Source organism: Pyxidicoccus sp. M15, assembly GCF_056858435.1.
The window spans coordinates 6,139,966-6,153,535 of record NZ_CM166495.1; the positions used below are offsets into that span (position 1 = coordinate 6,139,966).

Consider the following 13,570-nt stretch of genomic DNA (forward strand, 5'->3'; position numbering starts at 1 on the left):
ACGGGTGTTCGGACGCGGCACACGCGGGGGCGGCCTCCTTGACGTCGCAGCGGACTTTCCGGAGCATGCCCACGGGGTCGGCCTGATGGGAGAGATTGCCATGAAGCGTTCGTATCGGTGTGTCCCCGCCCTGCTCGTGCTCCTGGCCCAGGTGACCGCCTGCCAACCCGAGTCGGAGCCCATTCCCGCTCCCGGGCCTACGCCGGATGACACTCCCCCGGATTCATCAACGGGCACTCCGCGGACACAGACCTCTCCCTTCTCCCTCACGTCGTCGGCTCGGGCCCCCGACACCCACACCCCGGGACCCGAGGGCTGCGCGCTCAATGGGCTGCTCACCACCGACTCCGCGCTGGGCATCCTGGACTTCCGCTACGACGCCTTCGTCCTCACCGCCCAACAGACCGGAATGGTGGTCATCCAGGGCGATGTGATTTCGGTCAACCCCAATGGCTATCGATATGGCTACGGGTATCCGCTCAGCATGGCGTCCATCGAGGATGGCGTCACCTTCACCGCCGGCGGCGGCAGCTACCTCCGTGACGCGCTGGAGACGGGGACGGCGATCATCGACTACCCCGTCGAAGCGGGGCGCCAGTACGTCCTCGTGTACAAGACCTTCGGCTCGTTCACGCCGCAGACGTACTGCCTCACGCTGCCCTCCACGCTGAAGGTCGAGGGCCGGATCTACACGCCTCCCGCGCCGGTCCCCGTTCCCACGAAGAGCGAGGGCCCCATCACCCTGGAGAACCCGCGCCCTGATGTGCTGAGCCGCATCGTGCCCTGGCTGAATGGGCGCGTGGCCGGCAACTGATTCGCAAGGGGGGAAGGAGCGTGGAGGAGCAATTCGGGCAGCGGGGGGCGGACGTAGAGGGCCGTCGTCCACCTGCTGGATGGCGTTGGAGTTCACCTACCTCGCGAGTAGTCTCCTCGTGCGCGGTGCGGACCGCCTCACGAGGGACCTCATGGCGTCTGACGACTTCAATCCGGCGAGCCCTCCCCGCGAGAAGCGAATCGGCCCGTGGCGTCTGCTGGAGCAGCGCGGCCAGGGCACCTACGGCCTCGTCTACCGCGCCGAGCTCGCCGAGTCGCAGTCCGCCTGCCCCGTGGCCCTCAAGCTGGCCCTGCACATCGGGGATGCGCGCTTCGCGCGGGAGGCCGAGCTGCTCTCGCGCATCCATCACCCCGCCGTCCCCCGCCTGATTGACCAGGGCCACTGGCAGCCCCAGGAGGGCATGTCCTACCCCTGGCTCGTCATGGAATGGATCGAGGGCGCACCGCTCTATGACTGGGCCCAGGCACAGCGCCCGTCTTCGCGGCAGGTGCTTCAGCTTCTGGCCCGGCTGGCCCGCGCCCTGGATGCCACCCACGCGGCCGGAGGCGTCCACCGCGATGTGAAGGGTGACAATGTCCGCGTCCGGCCCGCGGACGGGCAGCCCTTCCTCCTGGACTTCGGCTCCGGACACTTCGTGGGGGCCGCCACGCTGACCTCGCATCTCTTTCCTCCCGGCACGACGCCCTACCGCTCGCCGGAGGCGTGGCGCTTCGTCTTCGGCTCGCGCGAGCTCCCGGCGGTCGCATATCCCCCGGGGCCCGCGGATGACCTCTTCGCCCTGGGTGTCACGGCCTATCGACTCATTACAGAGAAGTACCCGCCGTCAGCGCACCCACGGCATGAGGATGCATGGCTCTGGCGTCCCAAGGAGCTGGGACGCTGGACGGCGCGAGTCTGCAACCCCCGCTGCCTTCCGGAGCTGAGCGCGCTGGTGTCCCGAATGCTCTCGCCCGGGCCCGGGGTGCGAGGCAGCGCGAGGGAGGTGGCGGAAGCGCTGGAGCAGGCGGCGCGCAGCGAGGGAAGCGAGGCGGATGAGCCCCTCTTCACCGGAGAAGAGCGGCGGCCCGCGAGCCTCTTCCCTGTCCTCCAGCGTGTCACGGTGCAGCCCCCTCCGCGCATGCAGCGGTGGCCCTGGTTCGCGGCCGCCGGCCTCGGAGGCGCGCTGGCGCTGAGCGTCGGGGGAGGGCAGAACGTGAGTCGCACGGAGAATCCCGCGGTGTCCCAGCTTGCGGAGCAGGAAGAAGAGTCCAGGGATGCTGGCCCCGTGGCCGTCGGGGACTCCGCACTGACAGCGCCGGTGGCGCCCGAGCGAGCCCCCTCGGTGTGGGCGTCCATCGCGGTAGAGCTGCCACCGAAACCCTTCTCAGGGCAGCGGCGCCCGGACGGCAAGGGCCGCTGTCCCGGCACGGTGCAGGTGGCAATCAACGGCGGATGTTGGACGAAGCTGCCCGTGGAGCTGAAGGACTGTGATGATTGGGGCGGCTTTGAATACAGGGGCGCGTGCTACCAACCCGTCTTGAGTCCGCCACGCCCTCCCACCTCGGGCCCCACAGATCGAGACAACGGTCCATAGCCATCTGCTCCAGAGTGGGATGCGCCCGGAAGAGCCGGGAGCAGGCCGCTCTACCTGCTGTCCGCCACCGGGGCTCCAGCACCTGACGCCTGGCCGGTCATGAGCATGGCCTCGTGGTGTGCCTCTCGCGTCGACCCGAACCGCGTCTATCTGACGGGGCTCTCGGCGGGGGCCATCGTCACCTGGTCCTACGCGGTGGCCTTTCCCCACAAGCTCGCGGCCATCGTCCCCATCGCGGGAAATGGCAACGGGATTGCCATCTGCAACATGTGGAACGTCCCGGTGTGGGCCTTCCATGGCACGGCGGATGGAACCGTGTCCCAGTGGGGGTCCATCGACCCGGTCAACAAGCTCAACAACGTCTGCAATCCGGCGGCGAGCCCGCCGGCCCAGCTCACGCTGTACCAGGGCGTGGGGCATGACTCCTGGTCCCGGACCTACAGCGGTTCAGCGGGCCATGACATCTACACGTGGATGTTGAGCCACTCGCTCTGACAGGTCCGCAGGGCGGCTCCCGTGTGGACGAAGGAGCAAGGCCCCCCGTGTCGCCGTCGCGGTGAGGCCGCGGGAAGATGTTCGACCCGCCTCGTTGGATTACCAGGGAGCCAAGGTGGCTCCGGGCGAGCGGATGCCGTTCGCCGCATCCATCGAGGGGGAATCATGAACACGCGTGTGCGGCGGTACCTGATGATGTCTTTGGCAGCGGTGGTCGTCTCATTCACAGGATGTTTCGGCACGTGCTCCGGCGGGCCCGGCGTCGGCACTGGAAACGGTCCGGAGACCGGCGGCGGGGTCTGCGGCGACACGACATGTCAGGCCGATGAGATGTGCCTGGCTTGTGGTTCGGAGTTCTCCTGTCAGCCGAAAGGCACGGAGTGTTGCTCGGCGGGGACGGGAGCGGGCGGAGAGGGGCCGGTCATCTGCCAGCCCGGCTTGCAGTGCCTGCGCTGCGGCCCTGGTCCTGCCGGCTGCGTGGAGCAGGGCTCGGTATGCTGCAAGGAGGGCACCGGCGCTGGAGGAAGCGGTCCCCTCATCTGCGGCGCCAAGGAGAAGTGCGAGTTCCAGGCCTGCGTCCCCAAGTGAGTACGGGCAGGTCCGTGTTCGAACGTCGGGGCGGCCCGTTCCTGGTGTCGCACCGTCCTACGGAGCCATGGCCTGTGCTGCCCTGTCGTACGCGTGGTTGCGCAGCAGGGCCTTCCCGGAGGCCCCACCCTTGCGGCGCACCGTGCAGCGGTCTCCCCCGCCGAGGTCCGCCTCGCCTGGCTCGAAGTGCTCGAGGCACTGCGACAGCGCCGTCTCGAGCGTCTGCCCATCGCGCGTGCGCGCCAGGCATGAGGCTCCCTCGGGCGTCCACGCCGCCTCGAAGGAGGCCTGCTCGGGGTCCCAGGCCCGGGACGCCTGCGTCGTCCGGGTGAGGAGCTGGAGGTCATCGTACAGGTCGATGGGGGTGTCCTCGCGGGTATGGCTGCGTCCGTCGCCGCAGTAGTCGGCGCGCACCATGCGGGTGCACGCCTGGTGCAGCTCCTGGAGCGGGCGGCCGTCCCGGTGCGCCCACGGCTTGTAACCCCAGTCGATGCACTTGGCGATGGCGCCGGTCTCACAGGCAAAGGTGAACCGGCCCTCCACGTCGCGGCGTGCCCCCGTCTCATCCCAGACACCCTGCACCGCGAGCGCCCGGGGCGAGGACGCCCGGCCGGTGGCGGTGCACGGGTTGGCCCAGGAGGCGCTCTCCGTGTTCCACACCTGGATGCGATACCAGACCATGGAGGAGTCCCTGGCATCGGGCTCGGCGTCGCAGAGGGCCACCTCCACGGGCTGGCCGTCGCTCGCCGTGCCCTGGAGGAAGACGCCGACGAGCCCTTCGGGCGACGTCGCCGGGGCCTCCAGGCGTCCGTTCTCCAGGCGCAGGCCCTTGAGCGGGGTCGCGCCCCGCCGGGCGCGTGCGAGGTCCACCGAGGCCAGCACGCTGCTCATCTCCTCGCTGTCCGCCTTGCGCGTGGTGCCCCACAGCCGCGTGCCGTTCGGCCACGTGTTGCGCTGGGGCGCCTGCTCCTGGCATGCGGATGCCCGGCGCCGGGCCTGCTCTGACTTCTGGGGAGAGGGGCCCGTGGCAACCGCGGCAGTGCCGCCCAACAGACAGACCAGTGTCAGGATGTGCTTGCTCATGCAGGTACTCGCCTCGTGGATGCGCTTCGTCACCGCCGCCGTCCCGTCCCGGGCCGCCGCGCTTCGGGCCAGCGGCTCCGTTGCGACGCGTGCCTTCCCTGAATAGAGGCAAATGGCCGGTGGGCTATGCACCGGGTTTTTCACCGCACGAGCTCATCTGGCCTGCCTGGAATCTTCCTCCTCGGAGGAAGGCGCGGAAGCGCACACGCGGACACCCACCCTGGCGTCACGGAGCTTGCTGTTGCCGAACTGCTGATTGGCAATCAGCGCGCCGAACTCGTCGTAATACCAGGCCCCGCCGCGGAGGATGATGTCACTGAGGTCCGGCGCCAGGGGCCGGGTGATTTCGAAGGCGTTGCCGGCCAGGTCATGCAGGCCGAAGGGGCTCACCGAAGCGGGATGGGTGCCGGCCTCGTCAGGTCCGAAGCCATCCGTCCGGCGGTCATAGGTCCCCTCGATGTTGGCGTCGCCCTTGAGGAGCCGGTCTCCGTGCGGGTACCTGCGGCCGTCCGCTCCCCGGGCGGCGCGTGTCCACTCGAGCTCGTTGCACAGGCGCGCGCCCGGCAGGCGCCCGGTGCGGTCGAGCCAGACGAGGTAGCCCGAGACGTCCTCGGCCGAGACGCCGGCCAGGGGAAAGCGCCTCCAGTCCTGGACCTGATGGTGGCTCCGGCCCGGGTAGCGGATGGGCTCCCCTGCACGCGCCGTGAGGACGTGCTCGCTCATCAGCTTCAGGGAGAAGCTCCAGGTGCGGTTGGGAAGCTGCCGCAGCGACAGCTCATCGACGCTGCCCGCGCGCCGGGTCTCGAGCAGGTGCCGCTCCGGCGCCCCGGGCGGCAACGTCTGGAGGTACTCCAGCCAGTCGCCGAAGGTGACCTCGGTCCGCCCGATGAAGTAGCCCTGCTGGAGGCAGCTGCGGTCCAGCGGCGCGCTGCGCAAGAACCGCCGCTCCGCTTCCGAATCGGCGCTGCCCGACAGGACGCAGCCCGGCGGAATGTAGACATAGCCCTCGGGCACGGTGGCCGGCAGCGCCAGGTGGACTCGCTCGTGCCCGCCGCGCTCCAGCAGCAGGGGGAGGTCCACCGGGGCGCGGCCCTCGTGGAGCAGGCGCAGGTGATAGGAGCCCGCCGGGAGGCTCAGCCCGGCGAGGGGCGTCCGGCCGGGGGCGCCCGCTCCGGGCACGGGCTCCCGCCGCAGGACGCCCTTGTCCTCTACATAGCGCAGCAGCTCGACCCGCGCTCCCGGCGGCTCGGTCGTCAGCTCGAGTCTGGCCGGCGTCGCCAGCCGCTCCCGCCATGCCGGCTCCCGGGCCGTGAGTCGTTCGAAGCGATGCGTCAGCCGGTCGCGCTCGTCCTTCCGGTGGAAGCGCTCGGCGAGCAGGATGCGCTCGTAGGTGGTTTCGATGAGCAGCTGGCGCGCGTCCGGGGCCTCGTGGACGAGCGCGAGCGCGTCATCGAGGGACTGCTCGGCCTGTGCCAGCGCCTCGTCGGCTCGCGTGAACGCGTCGCGGGCTTCGTCCCAGGCCTCTTCGGCGCGCTGCCAGCGGTCCGCGGAGGCGGGCCTCGTCCCGGGGCCGCCGGGCGCCGGCCCATGGAACAGCGCGAGCGCCGTGTCCCGGCTCAGGAAGGCGCGCTGGCCCAGGTCTCTGCCCTGGGAGAGCGAGGCCTGGGCGACCTCCATCCGCGCGCGCAGGACGCGCTGGGTCTCCTGGTGCGCCTTCAGGCGTGGCCAGAGGACGAGACTGCCCGCGCCGAGCACTAGCAGGAGCACGGCCAGGCCCCCCCGCAGGTGCCGGTGGCGCACCGCGCGCCGGGAGGCGTCGAGGAAGGCCTGCTCCCGTGCGCCCAGGGCTCCGGTGGAAAGCTCTCGCGCCTCGCCGAGCTGACGCGTCCGCCAGAGCAGCTCCGCGGCCCGTCCCAGTCGCTCCCACTCCACGCTGGCCGCCTCGATGCGCTGCCGGAGCGCGCGCTGACCGACGTCCTCGTCCAGCCAGCGGCGCAGCGTGCCCCAGCTCGTGATGAGCGCCTCGTGGGCGAGCTCATGTATCACCCGCCCTCCCACCGTGCGCGTGTGCAGCAGCCGCCCGTCAACGAGCGCCCGCAGGGCGGTGCGGGCCTCCTCCGAGGCCGCGGTGAGCTCCTCCTCGCTCCGCTCGCTGCGGGTGCCGTCGGCGGTGATGAGCCGGCCGAGCAGCATGCGCGCGGCCTGCTGCTGCGAGCGGCCGAGCGGCGCGAGCACGCCGTCGGCATGCCGCGACAGGGCGCCGGCCACGCCGCTCATGGACTCGAGCGCCGTGCGGGTGATGCAGCCCCGGACGGTGTCGCGCCGCTCCCACAGCTCGGCCAGCGCGAACTGGAGCAGGGGCAGGCTGCCCGGGCCCCCCGCGGTGGCCTCGTCGAGCGTCTGGCGAAGCGCCTCGGGTTCGAAGACGACGCCCCGGCTGCGGGCGGGGCCCACGACGGCCTCCCGCACACCCTCCGCGGTGAGGGGCTGGAGCAGGTAGAGCGCCCGCTCGGCCACGCCGCCCAGGCCGGGCAGCGCGGCGGCCCGGGTGAGGAAGTCTCCGCGCACCGAGAGCAGCACGCGCACGCCCGCCGATGGCAGGGCCAGCTCGCCCAGGAATCGGGTGAAGCATGCCGCCTGGCCCGGCTCCGCCAGGGTGACGAGCTCCTCGAGCTGATCCACGAACAGCAGCAGGCCCCCCTGCTCCTGGTAGGCCGCCCGCAGCCGCGGCCCCAGCGCCTCGGGGGCCTCGGCCAGCATGGCGCTCAGCCCGGCCTCCTCCTGGCGCAGGATGGGGGCCAGCGCGGCGGCGAGGGCCGCGAGGGGACGGCGCCCGGGCGTCAGCGTGAGCAGCTTGAAGTCGCGGAACGCGTCGAGCCCACCCTGGGTGACGCGGGGCAGGATGCCGGCGCGGCACAGCGAGGACTTGCCGACGCCCGAGTCGCCTGCGACCAGGACCAGGGGCTGGCGGCGCAGACGCTCGATGACCGCCCGGATATCGGTGTCGCGCCCGAAGAAGAACGCGCGGTGCTCGGCCTCGAAGGGCTCCAGGCCCCGGTAGGGGTTGCCGGTGGAGAGCACGTCCGGGTCCTGCGGCCGCTCCAGCCGCTCGAGCGCGGCACAGAGCGCCGTGGCCGAGGCGAAGCGCTCATCCGGGTCGATGTGCAGGCAGCGCTCGATGATGGAGGCGAAGTCCGGGTCGATTCCCGGCACGCGCAGGGTCAGCGGCGGCCCGTAGGTGGGGGCGGCGGATGCCACCGGTCCGGAGGAGGGCGGCTCCCGGGGCGTGTCGCGGCGGTGCCGTGGCAGCTCGCCGGTGCACAGCTCGTAGAGCACCAGCCCCAGGGCATAGAGGTCGCTCCTCGGCGTCGCCGAGGTGCCGTCGAAGAGCTCGGGGGCCATGTAGCGCGGGGTGCCCGCGGCGGTGCGGACGGTGCCGGGCTCCTGGAGGGCTTCCACCTCGACGAGCTCGGCCAGCCCGAAGTCGAGCAGCTTCACCTCGTCCTGCTCGGTGAGCAGGACATTGGCCGGCTTGATGTCCCGGTGCAGCACGCCCTGGCGATGGGCCTCCGCGAGCCCGCGGGCCAGGCCGATGCCCAGGGTGAGGGCCCGGCGCCACGGCAGCGGCGCGGACAGCTCCGCGAGGCTCTTCCCGATGAGATACTCGGAGACGATGTACGGATGGCCTTCGACCTCGCCCACCCGGAACACGGTGACGACGTTGGGCTGCTTCAGGCGCGCGATGGCCTGCGCCTCGGTCTGGAAGCGCGCGCGCGCCCGGGCATTGGGCTGGTGCGCGGCGATGAACTTCACCGCCACCTGCCGGTCCAGGGAGCGGTCATGGGCGAGGTAGACGACCCCCATGGCGCCCCGGCCCAGCGGGCGCACCAGCCGGAACTCGTCGAACTCGGCGGGCGGGGTCCAGCCCATGGCGGCTGCCCCGGGCCGCGACGCGTGAGGCTCGAAGCCATTCGTGGCAGCCTTGCCAGACATGCTGCTGGCTTCCTGGGGCATGCCGCCGCGGACCACCGCCACCAGGAGCTCATGACAGGCCGGGCACGTCGCGGCGTGGGCATGGATGCCGGCGAGCTGCTCCGGGGCACTCCCCCCATCGAGCAGCGCGGCGAGGCGCTCATCGGTCAGACACGGCGAGGCAGGCAACGCGTCTTCGTCAGGCATGCGGGGTCGGAGGCAGGGCTGCGGATTGTGTCGGCCGGGCCGGGGCCGCTTGGCAAAGAGGGTGGGAGATGGGGGATAACGCGAGTACCGTGGACAACAAGAAGACTCCCCCCAGGCTTGCCTCGCTCTTCCTCGCCAGGATTCCAGGGCGAGCGGTCGCGCCGGACGAGCTCGAGGAAGACGAGCTCGAAGCGCTCGAGGACCTGCTCCGGCAGGCCCATGAGACCGGACATGCCGCATGGCCGCAAGTGGCCCTGTCCGACGCGGGCTTCGTGCACCACCTGGCCCGGGTGTCGCCAGGGTTCAGCCGGGAGGGGCCGCTGGCGGAGGCGCTGGCGCGGCAGCTGGAGGGATTGAACCTTGCCGGTCTGTACCTCGCGGCGGCCTGCATGGACGGGGTGCCCTCCGCCAGCCAGACCCTGGAGCGCGAGGTCCTGGCAAGACTGCCGGCGCTGCTGGCTCCGAGGCTGCCGCCCGTGGTCGTCGACGAGGTCTGTCAGCAGGTTCGCATCCACCTGCTTGTCGGCACCGAGGCGGGCCCCCAGTTCTCGCTGTACAAGGCCCAGAGCTCGCTGCTGAGCTGGATTCGCGTCATCGCCGCGCGAATGAGCCTCCGGCACATCGCTCCGGCCCGGGAGCAGGTCGAGGAGGGCATCCTCGCGGCCATCGAAGCCGCGCCGGACACCGGGAATGACGCGGAGCTCGAGCTGCTCAAGCGCCGCTGTCTCCATGAGTTCCGTGCGGCGGCGCGCGATGCGTTCTGCGCCCTGCCGGACAAGCCGCGCTACCTGCTCCGGCTGCACTTCCTCGACCGGCTGTCGACCATCGAGCTGGGCAGGCTCTACGGGGTGGACCAGTCAACGGCTTCCCGCTGGCTGAAGAGCGCCCGGCAGGCGGTCTTCGACGAGACGAAGCGCCTCCTCAGGGAGCGGTTGCGCCTGTCCTCGCACGAGTTCGAGAGCCTGCTGAGCGACATCCACAGCCGGCTCGACATGAGCTTCAGCGAAATCTTGAAGGAGGTGGAGGAACAAACGCCCTGAGCGCCGGACTTCGTCCCACCCGAATCATGAGGACAGGACACCATGCGAACCGCCGTCGTGACGAGCGTCCTCGCCATCCTCTGTTGCGCTGCATGCGCGACGAGCAGGCATGAGACCCCGGATGCTCTGGTCGAAGCGCAACGGGCCTTCGAGGAGGGGCGGAGCCTGAAGGCAGCGGGGCAGTATGCGCAGGCAATGCCTCCCATCGAGCGCGCGCTGAAACTGCGGGAGACGGCGCTGGGAGGGATGCACCCGGCGGTGGCAAGCTGTCTGAGCCTGCTGGGGGACGTTCATCAACTGCAGGGACGCTACACGCAAGCCGAGCCGCTCTTTCAACGCTCGTTGTCCATCCGGCAAGCGGCCCTTGGCCAGAATCACCCTGAGGTCGCGGCCTCCCTCAACGAGCTCGCCAGCCTCTACACCAGCCAGGGACTCTATGCGCGAGCCCAGCCGCTGCATGAGCGCGCGCTCGAGATCCGGGAAGAAGCCCTTGGCCGCAACCATCCCGACGTCGCGGAGTCCCTGCACAATCTTGCCATTCTGTACATGACGCTGGGCCTGGGTGAACGTGCAGGGCCCATCCTGCAGCGGGCCCTTGAGATTCGGGAAGCGTCCCTGGGTGACAACCATCCCGAGGTCGCCAACTCACTCAATGTCCTTGGCGTTCTCTACAGAAGGCAGGCCCTCTATTCACGCGCGGAGCCACTCTTTCAACGCGCGCTCGCAATCCGGGAAAAGGTCTTCGGTCCGAACCATCGCGATGTCGCCAACTCGCTCCATAACCTCGCGGACCTCTATTTCTCTCAAGGTCATCATGCCAGGGCCGAGTTGTTCTACGAACGCGCTCTCGCGATCCGGGAGGCGGTTCTCGGCCGGACCCACCTTGTTGTTGCCTATTCGCTTCATGGGCTCGCGGACCTCTATCTCTTTCAAGGTTCATATGCCCGAGCCGAGCCGCTCCTTCATCGAGCACTGGCCATCCAGAAGTCGGCGCTCGGCTCCAGTCACCCCAGCATCGCCATCTCGCTTCGCCTGCTGGCCAGCATCTACGAAGCCCAAGGACTCCATGCACAGGCCGAGTCCCTCCTTCGGGAGGCCCTGGCCATTCAGGAGTCGGCCCTTGACCAGGACCATCCCGACATCGCCGACTCACTTCATATCCTCGCCAACCTGTACTCCATCCAGGGGCTCTACGCGCGGGCCGAACCGCTGCGCCTGCGCGCGCTCGCGATCCGGGAAGCGAGGCTTGGCAAGGACCACCCACACGTTGCCGATTCACTCAACAGTCTGGCGGACATCTATCTTGCCCAGGGCCACCATGCGCGGACAGCGCCACTGCTCGAGCGGGCGCTCGCCATCCAGGAGAAGGCTGTTGGCCAGAATGACGCCAGCGTCGCCGACACGGTCCGCAGGCTTGCCAGTCACCATTTCTTCCAGGGACGCTACGAGCAGGCAGCGCCGCTTCATGAGCGCGCACTCGCGATCCGGGAGGCGGTGTTCGGCGAGCACCATCCTGACGTCATCCTCTCGCTCCAAGGCCTTGCGCTGACCCGTCTCGCACAGCACCGCCTCGCGGATGCCCTGACGCTCTTCGAGCGGGCTCTCGCCTCCTCTGAGACGCAGCTGCGCCAGGAGCTCTTCACCTTCTCCGACGCCAGCCTCTCCAGCATCCTGCAGCTCCTGCGCGCCGACGAGGAGCGCCTCTATTCGCTCACGCGCAGACACCCGGACGATGCTCGCGTGCGGCGCCTCGCGTTGTCTGCCGCGCTGCTTCGCAAGGGCCGGGCCGCTGGAGAGCTCGCGGACATCTCTCGCATCATCTACCGCAGCCTGGGGCAGGAGGATCACTCGACCTTCGAGCGGTTGCGCACCCTGCGCACCCAGTTCGCCACGGCGTCGCTGGCCGGGCCTGGCCCACTCTCCGCCGCCGAATACCAGCAGCGCCTCAAGGACCTCGTCCACCAGAGCGATGTCCTGGAAGCCAGGCTTGCCGCGCGCTCGGCGCCGCTGCGTGCGCTCTCTGCTCAGCCTCCCGTTGCCGAGATCGTCGACCGTGTGGCGGCGGTGCTCCCCAGGAACGGAGCGCTCGTGGAGTTCATCGCGTACAACGACAGCCCGCTCATCCCCACGCCCGGCTCACTGCCCTCGATACCGCAAAGGGAGAAGCGTTACATGGCCCTCCTGCTCTTCCCGGATGGCCGTAGCTACGCTCAGGACCTTGGTCCAGCCGAGCCCATCGACCGCGCCGCGCTGCGCATGCATGAGACGCTCTCACGGCAAGCAGTCTCCTATCGGCTTGCTGCTCAGGAGCTCCATGCCCTGGTCTTCCGTCCTCTGATGCCTCACCTCGCCAAGGTGCAGCGGCTCCTTCTTTCGCCCGACGGACAGCTGGCCCTCATCCCCTTTGCTGCCCTCCACGATGGGCGCAACTTCCTGCTGGATGCCCTGGACATCACCTACCTCACTTCGGGCAAGGACCTTCTGCGCCACCTGAATGAGGCTCCTGCCGCGAACTCCGTGGTGGTCCTGGCTGATCCCGATTTCGACTCCACCCTGGCTGTTCACGCCGCCGAGTCCGCCCCGGTCCTGGTCGAGCGTTCGATGGCCCTCGAGCGTTTCTTCTCGTCGCGGTTGGTGGAGCTCCCTGACGTCTCCTGGCCATCGCTCCCTGGCACACGCCAGGAGGCAGAAGCCATTCAACGGTTGTTCCCGCACGCCACACTCCTGCTGGGCCGCGCGGCAACCAAGGACGCCCTCCTCGAGCTCCCCACGCCGGGCATTCTCCATATTGCGACTCACGGCTTCTTCCTCAAGGACGCAGCGGCGCCGGCGAATATCCGCGGTGGTGGGGGTCCGGGTGCGCCGGGTGGTTTCCCACCGGCGCAGCACGTTCCCGACCCATTGCTACGCTCGGGCCTGGTGTTGGCGGGCGCTGACGCACCCGCAACCCAGTCCCACGCCCATCCGCGCGAGCACTCGCTGGTGACAGCGCTCGAGCTGGCCGGCATGGACCTGTGGGGCAGCCAGCTGGTGGTGCTGTCGGCTTGTGACACAGGCCGCGGCGACATCAAGCTGGGCCAGGGAGTCCATGGCCTGCGACGCGCGCTGGTCGTCGCGGGGGCTGAGACGCTCGTGACCAGCCTGTGGCAGATCAATGACGGGACGACACATGAGCTGATGGAGCGCTACTACCGCAACCTCATGACAGGCCAGGGGCGCGCCGCCGCGCTACGGCAGGCCATGCGGGAACTGCGCCGCAAGTACTCCCATCCTCACTTCTGGGCTCCCTTCATTGCCATCGGCAAGGACGCCCCCCTTCAAGGCCTGCCGCCTCTGCGGAGGCAGCAGGCCCCCTGACCCACACCCTCCATTGGACAAGGTCCTGGGTCGCCCTCTGACACCGTGCATCATCAAGCATCTGGCGTCAGGCATGCATAGTCGGTCAGCTCGTGGTCTCCATTTATTCGGACGCGTGGCAGCACCTCTGCCGCTCATTTCTCGTACTCCCCTGAAGGAAGTCATGACCGACAAGCGCACCCAGCCCGAGTTCCGGAAGCCCAAGCTATCCTTGAAGAAAGAGACCCTTCGCAGCCTGAGCGACAATCTGCTCGAAGCCGTCGCAGGTGGATATGAACAGCTGCCCGACACCCTCCAGATCACGGCCGGCATCACGATTAATCCCAGCACGCAGCAGGTCGAATGAGAAAAACCCACCCAGGTGAGCCCGAGCGCGTTCTGGCATAGGCGGTGAGCTCGGACGGCCTGTCATGGGGCCGC

At 69.5% G+C, this 13,570-nt stretch carries 8 protein-coding genes; 6 read left to right on the plus strand and 2 right to left on the minus strand.

Annotated elements, in window-relative coordinates:
• Positions 1-100: 100 nt before the first annotated feature.
• The 3 genes from ACX9TP_RS23015 to ACX9TP_RS23025 all read left to right on the plus strand — a co-directional run bounded on the left by ACX9TP_RS23015 (position 101) and on the right by ACX9TP_RS23025 (position 2,903).
• The gene (locus tag ACX9TP_RS23015) at positions 101-814 is read left to right on the plus strand and encodes a hypothetical protein (protein ID WP_482981879.1); all 714 of its coding nucleotides are present in this window, start codon (positions 101-103) and stop codon (positions 812-814) included.
• Positions 815-965: 151 nt separating this feature from the next.
• Positions 966-2,408: a serine/threonine protein kinase gene (locus tag ACX9TP_RS23020; RefSeq protein WP_482981880.1), complete on the plus strand. Its 1,443-nt coding sequence runs from the start codon at positions 966-968 to the stop codon at positions 2,406-2,408.
• Between the two features lie 99 nt (positions 2,409-2,507).
• Positions 2,508-2,903 carry a carboxylesterase family protein gene (locus ACX9TP_RS23025; RefSeq protein WP_482981881.1) on the plus strand — a complete coding sequence of 132 codons (396 nt, stop codon included), beginning with the start codon at positions 2,508-2,510 and terminating at the stop codon, positions 2,901-2,903.
• Positions 2,904-3,548: 645 nt separating this feature from the next.
• Here the strand turns inward: ACX9TP_RS23025 and ACX9TP_RS23030 are convergent.
• Together ACX9TP_RS23030 and ACX9TP_RS23035 are read right to left on the minus strand one after the other, a co-directional pair.
• Positions 3,549-4,574 (minus strand): ADYC domain-containing protein, encoded by a 1,026-nt coding sequence (locus tag ACX9TP_RS23030; protein ID WP_482981882.1) that lies wholly within the window; start codon positions 4,572-4,574, stop codon positions 3,549-3,551.
• A gap of 153 nt (positions 4,575-4,727) precedes the next feature.
• Positions 4,728-8,753, minus strand: a complete 4,026-nt coding sequence (locus tag ACX9TP_RS23035) for an nSTAND1 domain-containing NTPase (RefSeq protein WP_482981883.1) — start codon at positions 8,751-8,753, stop codon at positions 4,728-4,730.
• An 89-nt stretch (positions 8,754-8,842) separates the two neighbouring features.
• Between ACX9TP_RS23035 and ACX9TP_RS23040 the strand changes: the two genes are divergently transcribed.
• The 3 genes from ACX9TP_RS23040 to ACX9TP_RS23050 all read left to right on the plus strand — a co-directional run bounded on the left by ACX9TP_RS23040 (position 8,843) and on the right by ACX9TP_RS23050 (position 13,496).
• Complete coding sequence (locus ACX9TP_RS23040) at positions 8,843-9,793, plus strand: sigma-70 family RNA polymerase sigma factor (RefSeq protein ID WP_482981884.1); 951 nt, start codon at positions 8,843-8,845, stop codon at positions 9,791-9,793.
• Positions 9,794-9,835: 42 nt separating this feature from the next.
• A complete protein-coding gene (locus tag ACX9TP_RS23045) occupies positions 9,836-13,150 on the plus strand; it encodes a CHAT domain-containing tetratricopeptide repeat protein (RefSeq protein ID WP_482981885.1) in 3,315 nt (1,104 codons plus the stop codon).
• 163 nt (positions 13,151-13,313) lie between these two features.
• On the plus strand, positions 13,314-13,496 hold the full coding sequence (locus ACX9TP_RS23050; RefSeq protein ID WP_482981886.1) for a class I lanthipeptide: 183 nt from the start codon (positions 13,314-13,316) through the stop codon (positions 13,494-13,496).
• The last annotated feature ends 74 nt before the right edge of the window (positions 13,497-13,570 follow it).